The 18465-nt window shown below is 72.7% G+C and carries 18 protein-coding genes, 1 pseudogene and 1 riboswitch; of the genes and pseudogenes, 5 read left to right on the top strand and 14 right to left on the bottom strand.

What is annotated here, in order from left to right:
* Positions 1–447 (bottom strand): annotated as a pseudogene (locus E4P40_RS19390) (hypothetical protein); the annotation flags it as partial.
* Between the two features lie 13 nt (positions 448–460).
* Positions 461–598: riboswitch (cyclic di-AMP (ydaO/yuaA leader) on the bottom strand.
* A 121-nt stretch (positions 599–719) separates the two neighbouring features.
* The gene (gene metH / locus E4P40_RS19385; protein WP_245160443.1) at positions 720–4520 is read right to left on the bottom strand and encodes a methionine synthase; all 3801 of its coding nucleotides are present in this window, start codon (positions 4518–4520) and stop codon (positions 720–722) included.
* Positions 4521–4746: 226 nt separating this feature from the next.
* Here metH and E4P40_RS19380 point away from each other — a divergent pair, with 226 nt between their 5' ends.
* On the top strand, positions 4747–5610 hold the full coding sequence (locus E4P40_RS19380) for a PAC2 family protein (RefSeq protein ID WP_135160139.1): 864 nt from the start codon (positions 4747–4749) through the stop codon (positions 5608–5610).
* 89 nt (positions 5611–5699) lie between these two features.
* Here E4P40_RS19380 and E4P40_RS19375 read toward each other — a convergent pair whose 3' ends face one another.
* Positions 5700–6764: an HD domain-containing protein gene (locus E4P40_RS19375; protein WP_135160138.1), complete on the bottom strand. Its 1065-nt coding sequence runs from the start codon at positions 6762–6764 to the stop codon at positions 5700–5702.
* Complete coding sequence (mshC, locus tag E4P40_RS19370; RefSeq protein ID WP_135160137.1) at positions 6761–8014, bottom strand: cysteine--1-D-myo-inosityl 2-amino-2-deoxy-alpha-D-glucopyranoside ligase; 1254 nt, start codon at positions 8012–8014, stop codon at positions 6761–6763. The genes E4P40_RS19375 and mshC overlap by 4 nt, the downstream gene beginning before the upstream one ends.
* 87 nt (positions 8015–8101) lie before the next feature.
* On the opposite strand from mshC, the gene E4P40_RS19365 reads away from it, so the two are divergent.
* Positions 8102–8845 carry a maleylpyruvate isomerase family mycothiol-dependent enzyme gene (locus E4P40_RS19365; protein WP_245160442.1) on the top strand — a complete coding sequence of 248 codons (744 nt, stop codon included), beginning with the start codon at positions 8102–8104 and terminating at the stop codon, positions 8843–8845.
* 1 nt (position 8846) lies between these two features.
* On the opposite strand, the gene E4P40_RS19360 is transcribed toward E4P40_RS19365, so the two are convergent.
* The 6 genes from E4P40_RS19360 to E4P40_RS19335 form a co-directional block, all read right to left on the bottom strand.
* Positions 8847–9293, bottom strand: a complete 447-nt coding sequence (locus tag E4P40_RS19360) for an SRPBCC domain-containing protein (RefSeq protein WP_135160136.1) — start codon at positions 9291–9293, stop codon at positions 8847–8849.
* Positions 9290–9673: a VOC family protein gene (locus tag E4P40_RS19355; RefSeq protein WP_135160135.1), complete on the bottom strand. Its 384-nt coding sequence runs from the start codon at positions 9671–9673 to the stop codon at positions 9290–9292. The genes E4P40_RS19360 and E4P40_RS19355 overlap by 4 nt, the downstream gene beginning before the upstream one ends.
* Before the next feature lie 81 nt (positions 9674–9754).
* Entirely contained in the window at positions 9755–10504 is a 750-nt protein-coding gene (locus E4P40_RS19350; protein WP_135160134.1) for an SCO1664 family protein, read from the bottom strand.
* Positions 10505–10517: 13 nt separating this feature from the next.
* On the bottom strand, positions 10518–11069 hold the full coding sequence (locus tag E4P40_RS19345) for a DUF3090 family protein (protein WP_135160133.1): 552 nt from the start codon (positions 11067–11069) through the stop codon (positions 10518–10520).
* A 9-nt stretch (positions 11070–11078) separates the two neighbouring features.
* The gene (locus E4P40_RS19340) at positions 11079–11777 is read right to left on the bottom strand and encodes a histidine phosphatase family protein (protein WP_135160132.1); all 699 of its coding nucleotides are present in this window, start codon (positions 11775–11777) and stop codon (positions 11079–11081) included.
* A gap of 10 nt (positions 11778–11787) precedes the next feature.
* Positions 11788–12618: an undecaprenyl-diphosphate phosphatase gene (locus E4P40_RS19335; RefSeq protein WP_135160131.1), complete on the bottom strand. Its 831-nt coding sequence runs from the start codon at positions 12616–12618 to the stop codon at positions 11788–11790.
* Between the two features lie 158 nt (positions 12619–12776).
* On the opposite strand from E4P40_RS19335, the gene E4P40_RS19330 reads away from it, so the two are divergent.
* Both E4P40_RS19330 and E4P40_RS19325 read left to right on the top strand, forming a co-directional pair.
* Positions 12777–13757 (top strand): aldo/keto reductase, encoded by a 981-nt coding sequence (locus E4P40_RS19330; RefSeq protein ID WP_135160130.1) that lies wholly within the window; start codon positions 12777–12779, stop codon positions 13755–13757.
* The gene (locus E4P40_RS19325; RefSeq protein WP_135160129.1) at positions 13754–15706 is read left to right on the top strand and encodes an AAA family ATPase; all 1953 of its coding nucleotides are present in this window, start codon (positions 13754–13756) and stop codon (positions 15704–15706) included. Before E4P40_RS19330 ends, E4P40_RS19325 begins: the two co-directional genes overlap by 4 nt.
* 1 nt (position 15707) lies before the next feature.
* On the opposite strand, the gene E4P40_RS19320 is transcribed toward E4P40_RS19325, so the two are convergent.
* Positions 15708–15977, bottom strand: coding sequence for a hypothetical protein (locus E4P40_RS19320; protein ID WP_135160128.1), 270 nt, complete (start codon positions 15975–15977; stop codon positions 15708–15710).
* A gap of 118 nt (positions 15978–16095) precedes the next feature.
* On the opposite strand from E4P40_RS19320, the gene E4P40_RS19315 reads away from it, so the two are divergent.
* Positions 16096–16299: a DUF5703 family protein gene (locus tag E4P40_RS19315; RefSeq protein ID WP_034942189.1), complete on the top strand. Its 204-nt coding sequence runs from the start codon at positions 16096–16098 to the stop codon at positions 16297–16299.
* Here E4P40_RS19315 and E4P40_RS19310 read toward each other — a convergent pair.
* From E4P40_RS19310 to E4P40_RS19300, 3 genes are all read right to left on the bottom strand, one after another.
* On the bottom strand, positions 16292–16678 hold the full coding sequence (locus E4P40_RS19310) for a DUF2867 domain-containing protein (protein WP_135160127.1): 387 nt from the start codon (positions 16676–16678) through the stop codon (positions 16292–16294). The genes E4P40_RS19315 and E4P40_RS19310 overlap by 8 nt on opposite strands.
* A 121-nt stretch (positions 16679–16799) precedes the next feature.
* A complete protein-coding gene (locus E4P40_RS19305) occupies positions 16800–17603 on the bottom strand; it encodes a pentapeptide repeat-containing protein (protein WP_135160126.1) in 804 nt (267 codons plus the stop codon).
* Between the two features lie 36 nt (positions 17604–17639).
* A partial coding sequence (locus E4P40_RS19300) for an NADPH:quinone oxidoreductase family protein (protein ID WP_135160125.1) occupies positions 17640–18465 on the bottom strand: 826 nt, incomplete at its 5' end.

The following is an 18465-nucleotide window of genomic DNA, read 5'->3' as shown; positions in this document are numbered from 1 at the left end:
CAAGGCGGCCGCCGAGGCCGCCTTGGCCTCGGCCTCGGCGCGGGCGGCCGCAGCCGCCTGCTCCGCCTGTGCCTGGGCGGTCGCTGCAGCAGCCTCGTCCTGGTCTCGCTCGGATCGGCTGGCGGCCAGCTGGCCCAGGAGCTCGGGGTCCTCCGTGGCGGGCACGTCGACGCCGCTGCCGTCGATGCCGAGCGCGGCGGCGACGGCGACCGAGGCCGACTGCTCCTGCGTGCTGGCCGTCGCGGCGGGGTCGCCGCCGGCGAGGTCGATGACGACCATCGCGCAGACGGTCGCGATGCCCAGGGCGTAGGCGACCCGGGCGGGGGGTGCCTGCCGACGGCGTGGCCGGCGTGCGGCGCGGGGCGCGACTGCCTCGTCGCGGTCGTCGTCCTGGAGGAGGGGGCTGTCGTCGTGCAGACGTGCAGAGGTGCGGTTCAGGGTCGCCACAGGGGCGGCTCTCCGTTTCTTCCCAACCCGCCTACCGAGTTAGCTGACGGGTTCGGGCCGGAAGTTGCCCTACCTGCCGCGGTGCGCGCGCAGGATTCACCCCAGGGGATCCATGGGTCCCCGGTCCGTCCGCGGCTGGCGGCCGCGGCACGGTTCGGCGGTGTCCGGCCGACGTCCTCGGTTGAGGAACAGTGTTTCCGGCGGACGGGAGCCAACCTACCTACAAATCCACGTTATTGAAATGTGATGTTTTCACAGCGCGTCCGACCTGCTCATTCGTCCTCGGTGCGGTAGCCGAGGTTCGGCGACAGCCACTTCTCGGCCTCGTCGACCGTCCAGCCCTTGCGGCGCGCGTAGTCCTCGACCTGGTCCCGGCCGATGCGCCCCAGCACGAAGTAGCGCGACGCCGGGTGCGAGAAGTAGAGCCCGCTGACGGCGGCCCCCGGCCACATGGCCATGCTCTCGGTGAGCTCGATGCCGGTGGTGGCCTCCACGTCGAGCAGCTCCCAGATCGTCTGCTTCTCGGTGTGCTCCGGGCACGCGGGATAGCCCGGTGCCGGGCGGATGCCGGAGTACTTCTCCGAGATCAGCGACTCGTTGTCGAGGTGCTCGTCGGGGGCGTAGGCCCAGAACTCCTTGCGCACCCGCTCGTGCAGCCGCTCGGCGAACGCCTCGGCCAGCCGGTCGGCCAGCGACTCCAGGAGGATGGCGCTGTAGTCGTCGTTGCCCTTCTTGAACTCCGCCACGCGCTCGGTCGACCCGAGGCCCGCGGTCACCGCGAAGGCACCGACGTAGTCCCGCAGTCCGGTCGCCTTCGGCGCGACGAAGTCCGCCAGCGACTTGCGCGGTGAGCCGTCCCGACCCTCGGTCTGCTGCCGGAGCTGGTGCAGGGTCGTCAGGACGGTGCGGCGCGACTCGTCGGTGTAGACCTCGATGTCGTCGCCGTCCACCTGGTTGGCCGGGAACAGGCCGAAGACGCCGTTGGCCCGCAGCCAACCAGCCTCGACGATCTGGTCGAGCATGACCTGCGCGTCCTCGTAGAGGCGGCGGGCGGCCTCGCCCGTCGTCGGGTTGTTGAGGATGTCGGGGAACCGGCCCCGCATCTCCCATGCGTTGAAGAACGGCTGCCAGTCGATGTACCGGCGCAGCTCCGCGAGTGGGTAGTCGGACAGGGTCTTCACGAACTGGGTCGCGTCGTGGTGGCGGTGGTCGCAGGACGGCCCGTTGCAGACGTCCATCGCCTGCTGCAGGAGCATCCGCGGTCGCGGCGGGGTGTAGGTGCTCCAGTCGATCGCCGGAGCCGCAGCACGCGCCGCCTCCAGCGGCAGCATGGTCCGGCTGTCCTGACGGGCGAAGTGCCGCTCGCGCAGCACCTCGTACTCGGCCTGGGTCTCGGCGAGCAGCTGCGGACGCTGCTCGTCGGACAGCAGCGCCGCGACGACCGGCACCGATCGGGAGGCGTCCTTCACCCAGATGACCGGGCCGTGGTACTTCTGCTCGATCTTGACCGCCGTGTGGGCGCGCGATGTCGTGGCACCGCCGACGAGCAGCGGGATGTCGAATCCCTGCCGCTCCATCTCCGACGCCAGGTTGACCATCTCGTCCAGCGACGGCGTGATGAGCCCGGACAGGCCGATGATGTCGGCACCCTCCGCCTTGGCGGTGTCCAGGATCTTCTGCGCGGGCACCATGACGCCCAGGTCGACGACGTCGTAGTTGTTGCACTGGAGGACGACGCCGACGATGTTCTTGCCGATGTCGTGGACGTCGCCCTTGGCCGTCGCCATGACGACCTTGCCGTTGGTGCGCTCGGCGTCCCCGGGCTGCTTCTCCGCCTCGATGAACGGGATCAGGTAGGCGACGGCCTTCTTCATCACACGGGCGGACTTGACCACCTGCGGCAGGAACATCTTGCCCGCGCCGAACAGGTCGCCCACGACGTTCATGCCGTCCATCAGCGGGCCCTCGATCACCTCGATCGGCCGGCCGCCCCGCTCGCTGATGAGGGCGCGCAGCTCCTCGGTGTCGTCCTCGACGAACGCGTCGATCCCCTTGACCAGGGCGTGGGTGATCCGCTCGTCGACCGGCAGCGACCGCCACTCCTCGGTGGCCACCTCCTTGACCGAACCGTCGCCGGCGAAGTCACCGGCGATCTCCAGGAGGCGCTCGGTGCTGTCCGGGCGACGGTTGAGGATGACGTCCTCGATGCGCTCGCGGAGCAGCTCGGGCACCTCGCTGTAGACCTCGAGCTGGCCGGCGTTGACGATCGCCATGTCCAGCCCGGCCTCGATCGCGTGGTACAGGAAGACCGAGTGGATGGCCTCGCGCACGGGGTTGTTACCGCGGAAGGAGAACGAGACGTTCGAGACGCCGCCGGAGACCAGCGCGCCGGGCAGGTTCTGCTTGATCCACCGAGTGGCCTCGATGAAGTCCAGGCCGTAGTTGGCGTGCTCCTCGATGCCCGTGGCGACGGCGAAGATGTTGGGATCGAAGATGATGTCCTCGGCCGGGAAGCCGACCTGCTCGACGAGGATGTCGTAGGCGCGCCGGCAGATCTGCGTCCGGCGTTCGAGGGTGTCGCCCTGCCCGTCCTCGTCGAAGGCCATGACGACGATCGCGGCGCCGTACTTCCGGCACAGCCGCGCTTCGCGGACGAACTTCTCCTCGCCCTCCTTGAGGGAGATCGAGTTGACGATCGCCTTGCCCTGCACGTTCTTCAGACCGGCCTCGATGACGTCCCACTTCGAGGAGTCGATCATCGTCGGGACGCGGCTGATGTCGGGCTCGCTCGCGATGAGCTTGGTGAAGCGGTCCATCGCGGCGACGCCGTCGATCATCCCTTCGTCCATGTTGATGTCGATGACCTGCGCGCCCGCCTCGACCTGCTGGCGGGCGACCGCGAGCCCGGTCACGTAGTCCCCGGCCTTGATCAGGTTGCGGAATCGGGCGGAGCCGGTGATGTTCGTGCGCTCGCCGACGTTGACGAAGAGCGAGTCCTCGGTGATCGTCACCGGCTCCAGGCCGGACAGCCGCAGACCCGGTCGGACCTGCGCCGGCGTGCGCGGGGCCTTGCCGTCGGCCACGGCGGCGATCGCGGCGATGTGCGCCGCCGTGGTGCCGCAGCAGCCACCGACGACGTTGACGAAGCCGCTGTCGGTGAACTCCGCCAGGACGGCCGCGGTCTCGGCGGGCGACTCGTCGTACTCGCCGAACGCGTTGGGCAGGCCGGCGTTCGGATAGCAGGACACGAAGGTGTCCGCGACCCGCGACAGCTCGGCGATGTAGGGCCGCATCTCCTTCGCACCGAGGGCGCAGTTGAGGCCCACCAGAAGCGGCTGCGCGTGCCGGACCGAGTGCCAGAACGCCTCGGTGACCTGGCCCGACAGCGTGCGGCCGGAGGCATCGGTGATGGTTCCCGAGATCATCACCGGCCAGCGGCGGCCCCGTTCCTCGAACAGCGTCTCCAGCGCGAAGATCGCCGCCTTCGCGTTGAGCGTGTCGAAGATGGTCTCGATGAGCAGCACGTCGGCGCCGCCGTCCACGAGGCCGTTGGCCTGCTCCAGGTAGGCCTCGACCAGCTCGTCGTAGGTGACGTTGCGCGCGCCGGGGTCGTTCACGTCGGGCGAGATGGACGCCGTCCGGCTGGTCGGGCCGATCGCGCCGACGACGAAGCGCGGCTTCTGGGGGGTGCGCTCGGTCATCGCGTCGCACTCGCGGCGGGCGAGCCGGGCAGCTGCGACGTTCAGCTCGTAGGCGAGGTCCTGCATCTGGTAGTCGCTCAGCGAGATGGCCGTCGCGTTGAACGTGTTGGTCTCGATGAGGTCGGCGCCGGCCTCGAGGTACTCGCGGTGGATACCGGCGATGATCGCCGGCTGAGTGATGCTCAGGAGGTCGTTGTTCCCCTGGACGTCGGTCGGCCAGTCGGCGAAGCGCTCACCGCGGTAACCCGCCTCGTCCGGCCGGTCCCGCTGGATCGCGGTGCCCATGGCGCCGTCCAGCACGAGGATCCGCTGCTGGAGCAGCGCGGTGAGCGCGGCCGTGGCGTCCGGGCGGAGGGAAGGATTGTTGGACACAGGATGATCCCCAGAGGTCCTTCGGGTGGGCTGCGGGCGTCGACGGCCCCACCCCGGCGGGCTGGCCCAGGCCTGGGCGTTCCCGATGTCGACCGACATCCTCTCATCCGCCGCCAAGCCCGCTGCGCGAGACGCTCCCCCGCGTCGCACGACGGCTTCGGCCTGGAGTGACCCGGAGGAGTCGTCGAGCAGGGCGGGAGCGCCGGATCGACGTAGGCTCGGAAGGGTGATCGAGCCCAAGTCCGCCGCTGACGACCTGCCCCAGCTGACCGATCCGCTCGTCGTGGTCGCGTTCGAGGGCTGGAACGACGCCGGGGACGCCGCGACGGGGGCGGTCGAGCACCTGGAACTGATCTGGGACGCCAAGCCGCTCGCCGCGCTGGACCCCGAGGACTACTACGACTTCCAGGTCAACCGGCCGACGGTCTCCCTGATCGGCGGGGTGAGCCGTCGGATCGAGTGGCCGACGACGCGCATCTCGGTCGCCCGACCGCCGGGCAGCGAGCGCGATGTGGTGCTCATCCGCGGCATCGAGCCGAACATGCGGTGGCGCGGGTTCTGCGACGAGCTCCTGGCGATCCTCGAGGAGCTGGACGTCTCGATCGTCGTGGCCCTCGGTGCGATGCTGGCCGACACTCCGCACACGCGTCCCACGCCGGTCACCGGCTCGGCCTACGACTCGGGCTCGGCCCGGGCGTACGGCCTGGAGACCTCCCGCTACGAGGGCCCCACGGGCATCCTCGGCGTCTTCCAGGACGCGTGCGTGCAGGCGGGACTGCCGGCGATCAGCTTCTGGGCCGCCGTCCCCCACTACGTCTCGCAGCCGCCGTCTCCGCGCGCGACCGTGGCGCTGCTGCAGCGGGTCGAGGAGGTCCTGGAGATCCCCGTGCCCCTGGGGGCGCTGCCCGAGCAGGCCGACGACTGGGTCAAGACCGTCGACGAGATGGCCAACGAGGACGCCGAGGTCATCGAGTACGTGCGCTCGCTCGAGGAGCGGGCGACCGAGGTCGACCTGTCGCAGGCGAACGGCGACCAGATCGCGCGGGAGTTCGAGCGCTACCTCCGCCGCCGCGGCTCGACCGGCGGCTGAGCGACAAAGGCTCCCGGCCTGTCGCGCCGAGTGGGCCCCGAAGGGGTCCGCGCAGGCGCGACGCAGCGGCTCAGCCCGGGTCGGGGACGCTACCTGGCCGCGGTGCGATCCGGCGGATCGCGAAGTAATGGCGTCAGCTGGGAGCTGGCGTCGGCGTCGAACAGCCGGTCGTGCATGTTCAGCGCGAACCGGTCGGTCATCCCCGACACGTAGTCCACGACCTGCGTGACCTCGTCGGCCTCGGTGTCCCGGTAGCTCGCAGGGATCAGGTCGGGGTGCTCGAGGTGGTGGTCCACCAGCCGGCGGATCACCTCGATCGCCACGTGCTTCTGCCCGGCGGCGGTCTGCGAGTTGTAGACCCGCTGGAACATGAAGGCCCGCAGCTCGTGCATCGCCTCGAGCGCGTCGGGATCCATGACGACGGCGCCGGCGGTGTTCTCGGGTGACAGGCTCCCCGCGACGACGGCGTCGATCATGGCGCCGACCATCTCGCTGCCGGGCTCCCCGAACACGGCCCGCGCCCGGGACGGCAGGTCGTCCGCGCGCAGCACGCCGGCCCGGATCGCGTCGAGCGCGTCGTGGGAGAGGTAGCCGATCCGGTCGGCGTACCGGACGCACTCGCCCTCGCGGGTGGACGGCGGCGGGTCGATCTTCCAGCTGTGCGACCGGACGCCGTCGCGCACCTCCCACGTGAGGTTCAGGTGCTCCAGCACCTCCACGATGCGCACGCCCTGCGCGGCGTGGTGCCAACCGCCGGGGACGTACGGCTCGAGGGCGTCCTCGCCCAGGTGGCCGAACGGCGAGTGGCCGACGTCGTGGGCGAGTGCGATGGCCTCGGCGAGGGTCTCGTTCAACCCGAGCGCCCGTGCCAGCGAGCGCGCGACCTGCGTGACCTGCAGCGTGTGGGTGAGCCGGGTGACGAAGTGGTCGCCGTCGGGGTTCAGGAAGACCTGGGTCTTGTGCTTGAGCCGGCGGAAGGCCTTGGCGTGCAGGATGCGGTCGCGGTCGCGCTCGAAGGCCGTCCGCAGCTCGTCCTCGGCTTCCGGGCGGGCCCGCCCGCGGCTGTCCGCCGCGCGGGTCGCCGCCGGGGCGAGGTCGTGCTCCCGCCGCTCGCGGGCGGCCCGGTCGGTGAACCGGAACGGGCCGGCCGTCATCCGCAGTCCCCGAGCGCCACACCCAACAGGGCGTCGACGGCGTCGCACACGATCCGCGGCGCCTCCTCCTCCGAGTCCCCGAGCCCCGCCAGCGTCCGGTCCGCCCACTCGTCGACCAGGGCGATCGCGCCGGGGCTGTCCAGGTCGTCGGCCAGCCGCTCGCGCAGTCCGCGCAGCAGCGGCGCGGCGGGCGCACCGGCGTCCAGGGACACCGCCCGGCGCCACGTGGCGAGTCGTTCCTCGGCGGTCTTCAGCAGGTCCGCCGTCCAGGGGCGGTCGGTGCGGTAGTGCCCGGAGAGCAGTGCCAGACGGATGGCCATCGGGTCGACGCCGTCCCCCCGCAGGCGGGAGACGAAGACCAGGTTGCCGCGGCTCTTGCTCATCTTCTCGCCGTCCAGGCCGATCATCGCCGCGTGCACGTAGGCCCGGGCGAAGGGCTTCGTGGCAGTGAGCGCCTCGGCGTGCACGGCGGAGTACTCGTGGTGCGGGAAGATCAGGTCGCTGCCGCCGCCCTGGACGTCGAAGCCCATGCCGATCGTGTCGAGCGCGATGGTGGCGCACTCGATGTGCCAGCCCGGCCGGCCGGCCGCACCGCGCGGGCCGGGCCAGGAGGGCTCGCCCGGCCGCTCGCCGCGCCACAGCATGGGGTCCAGCGGATGGCGCTTGCCCGCCCGGTCGGGGTCTCCCCCGCGCTCCGCGAAGAACCGCAGCATCGTCGCCTCGTCGTAGCGGGACTCCCCGCCGAAGCCCGGCGCCTGGGCCACGTCGTGGTAGATGTCGCCGGTGCCGTCGTCCAGGACGTAGGCCAGCCCCTCGGTCAGCAGGTCCTCGATGTGGGCCACGATCCGCGGGATGGACTCGACCGCGCCCACGAAGTCCTCCGGCGGCAGCACGCGCAGCGCCGTCATGTCCTCGCGGAAGAGCGCCGTCTCGCGCATCCCGAGGACGATCCAGTCGTCGTGGTCGCGCTCGGCCCGCTCGAGCAGCGGGTCGTCGATGTCGGTGACGTTCTGGACGTAGTGGACGGCGTGGCCGGCGTCCCGCCACATGCGGTTGACCAGGTCGAACGCGAGATAGGTCGCCGCGTGCCCCAGGTGGGTGGCGTCGTACGGGGTGATGCCGCAGACGTACATGCGCGCCGTCGGGCCGGGGCTGGTGGCCACGATCTCGGCGCGGGAGGTGTCGTGGAGCTTGAGGACGGGCCCGGTCCCGGGCAGGGTCGGGAGCAGCGGGGCGGGCCAGGAGAGCACGGCTGAAGCCTAGATCGGCGGCCGGACGATCCTGCGTCGCGCACCGGACCGCTCCCGTTCGGCGGGCTGCTGCCCTAGCGTCGGTCCGTGTCGACGGCGGCGCGAGGGGGAGCGATGGAGCTCGACGAGTACCTCCCGGTCCTGGAGAAGACGAACGCGCGGTTCGCCGACGCGACCGCGGAAGCCGTCCTCGAGCACGGCTGGCAGGCACCGGTGCCGGGCTGCCCCGGCTGGAAGCTGAACGACCTGGTGTGGCACCTGTCGGAGGTGCAGCACTTCTGGGCATGGGTGGTGAAGACCCGGGCGCCGGACCCGTCGACCTACCTCGAGCCGGCCCGGCACCCGGACGACGAACTGCTCGGCTTCCTCATCGCGCAGAACGCCGAACTGGAGACCGTGCTCGCGGGTGCCGACCCGTCCGAGCGCGTGTGGACGTGGGCGCCACAGCAGGACGTGGCCTTCGTGCTGCGGCGGCAGCTGCAGGAGGCGACGGTGCACACCGCCGACGTCGAGCAGGTGCTGGGTGCCGTCCGGCCCATCCCGGCCGACGTCGGGCTGGACGGCCTCGACGAATGGCTCGAGGTCATGGTTCCGAGTGCGCTGCCCGACGGGCCGCCGGCCGGTGCGCACCCCGTGGTGTTCCACGTCCTGGACGCCGACGCCGAGCGGACCCTCTTCCCCGGCTCGCGGCCCTTCCCGATCGCCACGCTCACCGGGAACGCCGGCGACCTGCTGCTCGCCGCATGGCGTCGGGTGCCGATCGAGGTGCTGACCGTGCACGGCGACCCGTCGCAGGCGGCCGCGATGATCGGCCTCGTCTCGCTGGAGTAGGTCACTCCTCGACCAGCGCGGCCAGCCGGTCCAGTGCCATCCGCCAGCCCAGCTCGTTGTCCTCCGGGGCCACCCCTGCCGGCACGCCCTCGTGGACGGCGACCAGCTCGGTGCCGCCGTCGCCGTCGCGCAGCGTGATGGTCATGGTCATCTCGCCGGCGAGCTGCGGGTCGGTGGTCTCGAACTCGTCCACCTCGACGACGTGCGCGTCCGGCACCAGCTCGGTGAACCGGGCCCGGTAGGTGTCACTGCGCTCGGAGGTCTTGCCCTTCCGGTCCGGGGTCTCGTACGTGAGCGTGACGCGGAACCCGCCGTCCTCGTGCGGCTCGACGACGCTGGTCATCCCGCCGGGGAAGCGCCAGCGGGCGATCGACCCCGGGTCCGTGAGCGCCCGGTACACAGCCGGCCGCGGTGCCTTCAGCAGCCGGCTCACGCGCGTGGTGCTCACGGCCAGGTCACCGCGTGGCGCTCGAACGCCTCGCCCGTCTGGATGCCGACCACGCAGAAGACCAGGCCGGCCGGATCGAGCATCTGCCAGAACGAGCCCATGTCCCGGTGCCGGGTGGCGCCGAGCGCCTCCAGCCGGTCGACCTCGGCGGGGATGTCGTCGGTCTCGATGTCGACGTGCCAGCGGGGTGGCGTGCCCGACCCGGTGCGCTGCACCTCGACGTGCCAGCCGCCGAAGACGCCGAGGGAGTTCCAGTCGTCGTCGGTCGAGTCCGGCGTGATCGGTTGGCCGGTGGCCCCCGACCAGAAGTCGATCCCGGCGACGTGGTGCTCCGGGGGTAGGTCGAGCAGCAGGATTCCCAGGCGGCTGCGATGCGGCATGACACGCATCCTGGCGCAGTCCATCGGCCCCCTGCAGGGTCCCGCCGCGAGCTTGCGAGCGGTGGGGGGCAGGGGGTCCTGTCAGAACGGCGGCCAGGGCAGGGCGGGCCACTCGCCGCTGGGCTCGGGGTGCTTGCGCGTGCGCAGCAGCTCGGCGACCCGCTTCTGGGTGGACCGCACCTCCGTGCGGGTCAGGTGCTCGTGCAGCTGCTCCCCCAGGTCGCTGCGCAGCTCGTCGGCCAGCCGCTCCAGCACTTCGAGGGCCTCGGCGGTCAGCGGCTTGCCCGCCCAGCGCCACAGCAGGGTGCGCAGCTTGGGATCGGTGGAGAAGCAGATGCCGTGGTCCACGCCGTACACGTGGCCGTCGGGCATCGGGATGATGTGCCCGCCCTTGCGGTCGGCGTTGTTCACCACCGCGTCGTAGACCGCCATCCGCCGCAGCGCCGGATCGTCGCGCCGCACGAACGCAGCGAGGTCGACGTCGTCGTCTCCGTCGATCCAGAGCTGCACCATGCCGGGCCCGAAGGGGCCCTCCCGCAGCACCGTGGGGGGGACCACCCGCCAGCCGGTGGCCTCGGACACGAGGAACGCGGAGATCTCCCGGCCGGCGAGTGTGCCGTCGGGGAAGTCCCAGAGCGGCCGCTCCCCCGCGACCGGCTTGTAGACGCACTCCGCGGCGAGCGTGCCGGTGCGGATCGTCCCGACCAGCGTCACGTTCGACGCGTCGAGCAGCCGCCCCTCGAGGTCGATGTCGCCCTCGTTCAGCAGGCACAGCGCCTCCGCGTCGTCCGAGGGCGCGCGCAGATCGGGCGTGGCGGGCTGCTCGCTCATGGGCAGCCGCCGGTCAGCGGCGGTAGCCGTTCTGCCGCGGGCACACGTGCCCGGCCGGGTCGAGCGGCAGCGAGCACAGCGGGCACGGCGGCCGCCCGGCGGCGACGACGCGGCGGGCGCGGGCCACGAAGGCCCGGGCGGCCATCGGCGTGATCGTCACGCGGAGCGCGTCGGGACCCTCCTCGCTGTCGGAGAGGATCGCCTCCTCGTCGATGGGCTCGTCGGTGGCGGCCACGGCCTCCACGACGACTGCCTCCTCGCTGCCGTCCCAGGCCAGGCCCATGGCCGCGACGCGGAACTCCTCGTCGACCGGCACGACCAGCGGGTCGAGGTCGTCGACGTCGGCGTCGGGCGGGATCACCGCCCCGGCCCGGCCGGCGACCTCGTCGAGGAGCTCGTTCATGCGGTCGGCGAGGACCTGCACCTGGGTCTTCTCCAGGGCGACGCTCACGGTGCGGCCGGTCTCGTCGGACGCCTGGAGGTAGAAGGTGCGGTCGCCTGGCTGGCCCACGGTGCCGGCGACGAACCGGCTCGGACGATCGAAGAGATGGACCTGACGGGGCACGGGCCCAGGTTACGCGGGCGTCCCGGCGCCCCCGCCCACGACGGCGTCGGACGACGCCGTGCGCCGGCGCCGCTTGCGAGGTGGCGGGATCAGCGCCGAGACGTCCCCACCGGTGTCGTTCATGCGGACGACGAACGGCCGGGTCTCGGTATAGGTGACCACGGAGATCGACGCCGGGTCGACGACGATGCGCTGGAACTGGTCCAGGTGCAGGCCCAGCGCGTCGGCCAGGATCGCCTTGATCACGTCGCCGTGGCTGCAGGCGAGCCAGACGGCCTCGGGACCGAGTTTCGCGTTCCACTCGCGGACGGCGGCGACGGCGCGGGCCTGCGTCTGCGCGAGCCCCTCGCCCTCCGGGCCGGGGAACACCGCGGCCGACGGATGCTGCTGGACGACCTTCCAGAGCGGGTCCTTGACCAGGTCCTTGAGGGCGCGCCCGGTCCAGTCGCCGTAGCGGGCCTCGCCCAGGCGGTCGTCGGTCTGGACCTCGACCTCCCGGCCGTCCGCCAGTGCCGCGGCCGTCTGCCGGCAACGGTCCAGCGGGCTGCTCACGATCGCGGCGAGCGGAACCTTCGCCAGCCGCTCCCCCACGGCCTGCACCTGCGCCGTGCCGGTCTCGTCGAGCCGCACGCCCGGGGTCCAGCCGGCGAGCACGCCACCGGTGTTGGCCGTCGTCCGGCCGTGGCGCAGGAGCAGGACGGTCGTCACGGCCAGAAGCCTAGGTCGGGTCGAGGACACCCGTCTGGACCAGTGCCAGCACCAGGACGCCGAGCAGCACCCGGTAGACGACGAACGGCGTGAAGCTGCCGCGGTCGAGGTAGCGCAGCAGCCACGCGATGACCGTCAGGCCCACGCCGAACGCGATGACCGTGGCCAGGACCGTCGGCCCCCAGGACACGCCCTCGCCAGCGACGTCCCCGGTCAGCGCCTCGTAGGCCTGGAAGAACCCCGATCCGAGGACGGCGGGGACGGCGAGCAGGAACGAGTAGCGCGCCGCGGCCGACCGCGAGTACCCGAGGAACAGCCCCATCGTGATCGTGCCGCCCGACCGCGAGACGCCCGGGATCAGCGCCATCGCCTGGGCGAACCCGAAGGCGATGCCGTGCGGCACGGTGAGGTCGGCGAGCTCGCGCTTCTTGGCCCCCACCCGGTCGGCCCAGTAGAGGATCAGCGAGAACAGCACCAGCGCCGTTGCGACGATCCGCAGGTCGCGCAGCGTCGTCTCGATCGAGTCCTGGAACAGCAGCCCGAGGACGACGATCGGGATGCTGCCGACGATGATCAGCCAGCCCATCCGCGCGTCCGGGTCGCCCTTCCGCCCTCCCCCCAGCGAGCCCAGCCACGCCACGACGATCCGCGCGATGTCGTGGCGGAAGTACAGGAGGACGGCGGCCTCGGTGCCGATCTGGGTGATCGCCGTGAAAGCCGCGCCCGGGTCGTCCCAGCCGAACAGCTCGCCCACCAGCCGCAGGTGGGCGCTGGAGGAGATCGGCAGGAACTCGGTGAGTCCCTGCACGATCCCGAGGACGACGGCTTCGACCCAGCCCATCTCAGCTCCTCCCGGCGGGGAGGCGGCGGACGGTACGGAGCGGTCGGGCAGGCACGAGGGGTCACCCTAGGCGGGCACCGGCCGCGACCCGCCGCGCCGCCCCGGCGGTTTCCACACTGCCCGGTACCGCACAGCGGTCGCCGGTAGGTTTTCCCGACGTGGAGCAACGTGCGCTGGGACGGAGCGGTCTGGTCGTCTCCCGGCTCGCGCTGGGCACCATGACGTGGGGCCGTGACACCGACGAGGACGAGGCCGCCATGCAGTTGACCGCCTTCGTCGACGCGGGCGGGACGCTGGTCGACACCGCCGACGTCTACTGCGACGGGGAGAGCGAGCGCGTCCTCGGCCACCTGCTCACCGACGTCGTCCCCCGGTCCGACGTCCTGGTCGCGACGAAGGCGGTGGGCCGCACGAAGGCCGGACCGATGGGCCGCGGCGCCTCGCGCGGGCACCTGCTGGCCGCCCTCGACGCCTCGCTGGAGCGTCTCGGCCTCGACCACGTCGACCTCTGGCAGTTGCACGCCTGGGACGACGCCACGCCGATCGAGGAGACCATGGCCGCGTGCGACCTCGCGGTCTCCTCCGGCCGCGCCCGCTACATCGGCATCAGCAACTACACCGGCTGGCAGACCGCGCAGGCCGCCACCTGGCAGCGCGCCTGGCCGGGCCGCACGCCGATCGTCAGCACGCAGGTCGAGTACTCGCTGCTCCAGCGCGGGGTCGAGCGCGAGGTGGTGCCGGCGGCGGAGTCACTCGGGATCGGCGTCCTCGCCTGGTCACCGCTCGGCCGCGGGCTGCTGACCGGCAAGTACCGGCACTCGACGCCGTCGGAGTCCCGCGGCGCCTCGCCGCAGTGGCAGGGGTTCATCGACGGGCTGCGCTCGGCGACCTCCGACCGCATCGTCGAGGCCGTGATCACCGCCGCCGACGGGCTGGGCACCACGCCGCTGGCCGTGGCGCTGGCCTGGGTGCGCGACCGGCCGGGTGTCGTCGCGCCGATCGTCGGCGCCCGCACCGCCCAGCAGCTGCAGGCCTCCCTCGATGCCGACGGCGTCCGGCTGCCGGCCGCCATCCGGACGGCGCTCGAGGACGTCTCGGCCCCACCGTTCAGCTACCCCGAGCGCCGGCAGGAGCGGTGAGCACCCCGGCGAGCACCCGGGCGGACGCGGCCGTCGGCGGGGACCGAGTCTTCGCCGCGTTCTGTGCCGCCGGCCTGTGGCCGGGCCTCGGCCGGCGGACGGCGGCGGAGCTCCCGGGCGTCGGCATCGTCTCCCCCGACGACGTCTCGGCCGACCGGCTGATCAAGCTGCCGAAGGTCGGCCGCCAGCGCGCCGAGCGGCTGTTCTCCAGCTTCCTGTCCGCCCAGCCGACCTACGAGGTCGTGGGGCTGCTCGTCGCGGCCGGGCTGGAGGCGAAGCTGGCCGCCGGCGTCGCCGACACCCTCGGGCCGGACGCCGCCCGCCGGCTCAAGGACGACCCCTGGGCGCTGCTGAGCCTGACCGGCGTCACCCTCGGCGACGCCGACCGGCTCGCCATCGCCGTCCTCTCCGGAGCCGACCGGCAGGACAGCCGCCGAGGCCGGGCCATCGTGGGCATGACCCTGCGGACGGCGACCCGTGACGGGCACACCGTCCTCCCCGCCGACCTGGTCGTCGCCGCTCTGCGCGCCGAGGGCATCGCCGACCCGGCGGCCGCGATCGTGGCCGCGGTCGACTCGGGCGACGTCCTGGAGCACGAGCCGCCGGAGCCGGAGAGCCCGGACGAGGAGCCAGATCCGGCGCTGCGGTCTCTCTCGCTGGCGCGGTACGGCATGGCCGAGGAGCTGGTCGCCGAGGCGATCACCCGGCTGGCCGCGACGGCGGAGCGGATCGCCGACCCGGCGTCGGTCCGCACGGTGGCGAAGGGCCTGGACGAGGCTCAGAAGGCTGCGGTCGCCCAGGTGCTGGGGTCCGGCGTCAGCCTGCTCACCGGTGGTCCGGGCACCGGCAAGAGCCGCACCGTGGCGGCGGTCGTGAAGCTGCTGCGCGCGAAGGGCACCGACATCGCGCTCGCCGCGCCCACCGGCCGAGCGGCCAAGCGGCTCGAGGAGCTCACCGACCACCCGGCGACGACGGTGCACCGGCTGCTCGGCGCGCAGGGCATGACCGGCGGGTTCGCCCGCAACGAGGAGTGGCCGCTCGACGCCGACGTGATCGTGGTCGACGAGGCCTCCATGCTCGACGTCGAGCTGACCGCGGCGCTGCTGGAGGCGTGCCCCGACGGCACGCACCTGCTGCTGGTCGGCGACCCCGCGCAGCTGCCGTCGATCGGGCCGGGCCACGTGCTCGGCGACCTGATCGACTCCGGCGCCGTCCCGGTCACCGAGCTGACCACGCTGTACCGGCAGGCAGAGGGCGGCGCGATCGCCCGGCTGGCCACCGCGGTGCGGGGCGGCGAGCTGCCGCCGGTCGACTCCCCCGATCGCGAGGTCGTGATCGTGCCGGCGACGGGCAGCGCGGAGGCGTCCCGCCGGGTGGTGCAGCTGGTCACCGACTCCATCCCGCGGGTGCTCGGCATCGACCCCGGCTCGGTGCAGGTCGTGACGCCGGTGCACCGCGGTCCGGCGGGGACCATCGAGCTCAACAAGGCGCTGAAGGCCGTGCTCAACCCCGGCGAGGGGACGGTCTGGGGCTTCGACGTCGGTGACCGGGTCGTGGCCACGGCCAACCACCTCGAGCTGGAGCCGACCGGCTTCGCCAACGGGGAGACCGGGGTGGTGACCAAGACCGGCGACGGCTCGCTCGACATCGCCTTCGCGTCGGGTCCCGTGACCGTGACCGGCAGGGCGATGTCGGATCTCCGGCACGGCTGGGCGATCACCGTGCACCGCGCCCAGGGCTCGGAGTGGCCGGGTGTCGTGGTCGTGGTGCCGCCGGAGGCGGGCGGGATGCTGTCCCGCCCGCTGATCTACACGGCGCTCACGCGCGCGCAGAGCCACCTGTCGATCGTGCACGCCAGTGGCTCGGCCCTCGCCCGTGCGGTGCGCGAGGTCGACGTGCGGCCGCGCCGCACGCGCCTGGCGAAGCTGCTGGCCGAGAACCGGAACTGAGTCAGACCGGTTCGTCGTCGTCCAGCGGCACGTCGAGTTCCTGCTCGAGGACGTCGGCCTCGTTCGCCTCCCGGTCGCCGACCGGGCGCACGGGGCTGCCCGCCTCCCCCGGACGGGCCGACAGCTGCTGCTCCAGGGCGTCGGCCTCCGGAACCCCCACCCCGGGCGACGCGGCGTCCCCGGCCGAGGTCACGGCGGGCGGGTCCAGGAGCGCTTCCTGCTCCGCGCGGTCGGCGTCGGGCACGTCGGTCGGGGTACCGGGCTCGGTCACGTCGTCCTCCTCGTCGGCAGGGATCGGTCGCCGCCCATCCTGCCGTTCCGGACACGTTCGGGCAGACCCGGGCACGCGGCAGGTGACCGGAGCGCCGGAGGCATGCACAATCGCCGGGATGGAGGCGGTCGCGGATTACCAGTACGCGCCGCTGCGGATCCCGCCGGGCACGTCCCGGTCCGCAGCGGCGACCATGCTGAGCCTGCAGGCGGACACGGGCGGCTGGGAGCTCGCCCGGCTCCAGCTGCACCCCGACGGCACGCGCAAGGTGATCCTGCGCCGCCGCGCCCGCCTGTCCTACCTGCCGCTGCCGGTCATCTAGCCGCGCCGGCGAGGGCGGCCGCCCGCTCCAGCAGGTAGGGCGCGATCCGACGGTGCAGGGGGCCCACGCAGAGCCAGACGAAGCGGGCGAGGACCGGCCGGCGGTAGCGCAGCGACGTCGTGAGGACGGTCCGGGTCTCCAGCCGCCGTCCCACGATCACCCCGTCGAGCAGCGGTCCCGCCGCCTCCAGCCGGATCACCTCGGGTCGGACCGTCGCCGTCCGCCAGCCCAGGACGGAGTCACTCACCCCCGGCGGGGCCAGCCGGAAGCCGAGCACGTGCCGGTGCGCCGCCACGATGACCCGCCGGAGCAGCGCCGGTGCCTCCTCGAGGCCCGCCCGCAGCCACTCCTCCGCCGTCCACCCGTCCGGTCCCGCCACGGAGATCTCGAACGAGTCCGCGTAGTCTGAGCGCGCGTCGCCGATGAGCGGTTCGACGACGCCCGTTCGCCGGGCCCTGGTCACATCAGGACAACGAGCGACGAGTCGTCCGGGGTGCGGCCTACCGCCAGTGCGCCGGGCGCGACAAGGCGACAGGGAGCCTTGTCGACACGTCCCCCCGCGCGGCGGTCACCTGGGGTTGGGTGAGGAACAGGCAACGGCTCAGGTCGGCGCCCCGGAGGTCGGCGTCGCGCAGGTCGGCGCCCAGCAGGTCCGCCGTCCCCAGGTCGACACCGCGCAGGTCCGCGGCGATCAGGTAGGCGCCCCGCAGGCTCGCGTCGCGCAGGTCCCGGCGGCGCAGGTCGCGGCCGATGAGATCGGCGTCGCGGTGGTCGGGGCCGCTGCGGACGAGTGCGCTGATCCGGCCCAGCAGCTGCCCCACCTCGGCGCGATGGGCGCCGATGTCGAGGACGCCCAGCTGCTCGGCGGTGCCCCGCGACAACGCCTCCGTGCGGACCCGCGCGGCATCGATCTCGTCCGCCAGGGGCACGGCGGCGGGCAGGGTCGCCGCCTCGGCCAGGTACCAGAGGGCCTCGTGCAGCTGCCGCATCACCGGCAGGACGCCGAACATCGTCGCCGCCAGCTCGGGCGACTGCCGCCAGCTGCGCCCCGCGAAGGTGCCCTGGGTGACGTGCTGGCCCGCGCCGAAGCAGTCGAAGGTCTGGCAGCCGGGGAAGCCGCGGTCGCGCAGCCGGTCGTGGATGCCGCACAGGTCGTCGGCCCGCAGGTTCGGGCACGGCACGCGGGCCGGCTTGTCGATGGCGAAGTCGGCGGAGGCCGCGAAGGCCGGCCCGACGCAGCAGAGGGCGGCGCAGTTCGCGCAGTCCGCCCGCAGGTGGGTCCGTGCGTCGGCCGGGTCCGTCATGACCATTCCAGGCTAGGACGCTCCCGCGCGATCGCCTCAGGGGACGAGGACGACCTTGCCGACGGTGCTGCGGTCACCCAGCGCCCGGAGCGCCGCAGGGGCCTCGTCGAGCGGCAGTGTCTGGCTGACCATCGGGTCGATGTGGCCCTCGTCGACGAGCCGGACGAGGTCCTCGTGCACCATGCCGAACAGGGCCGGGTCGTACTTCCGGTACAGGCCCCAGTGGAGCCCGACGACGCTGTAGTTCTTCACCAGCACGTGGTTCGCCGGCGCGTCCGGGATGCGCCCGCTGGTGAAGCCGACCACGATCAGCCGCCCCTCGAAGGCGATACACCTGCGCGACTGGTCGAAGATGTCGCCGCCGACCGGGTCGTAGATGACGTCGGCGCCGCGGCCGCCGGTCACCTCCTTGACTCGCGCGACGAAGTCCTCGGACCTGTAGTCGATCGCGTGGTCGGCACCGAGCTCCTTGCAGACCTGGACCTTCTCCGCGCCACCGGCCGTCGCGATGACCTTCGCGCCGGCCGCCTTGCCGAGCTGGATGGCCGCCGACCCGACCCCGCCGGCGCCGGCGTGGACGAGCAGCCACTCCCCCGCCCGCAGGTGCGCCCGGCGGTGCAGGCCGACGTGGCCGGTCTGGTAGGTGATGTAGAGCGAGGCGGCCTTCTCGTCGGACATGCCGTCCGGCACGGGCCACGCGGCGTCGGCGTCCATGAGCGCGTACTCGGCGAACGCCCCCGGGCCACCGGACGTCGAACCGAGCACGCGCTGGCCGGTCCCGACGATCTCGCCGCACAGCTCGCTGCCCGGCGTGAAGGGCAGCGGCGGCTTCTCCTGGTAGACGCCCTGGATCATCAGGTTG

The sequence above is a fragment of the Blastococcus sp. CT_GayMR20 genome (genome assembly GCF_004570345.1).
The sequence above is the reverse complement of the archived record's forward strand: the minus strand, read 5'-3'. Positions and strand labels throughout refer to the sequence as shown.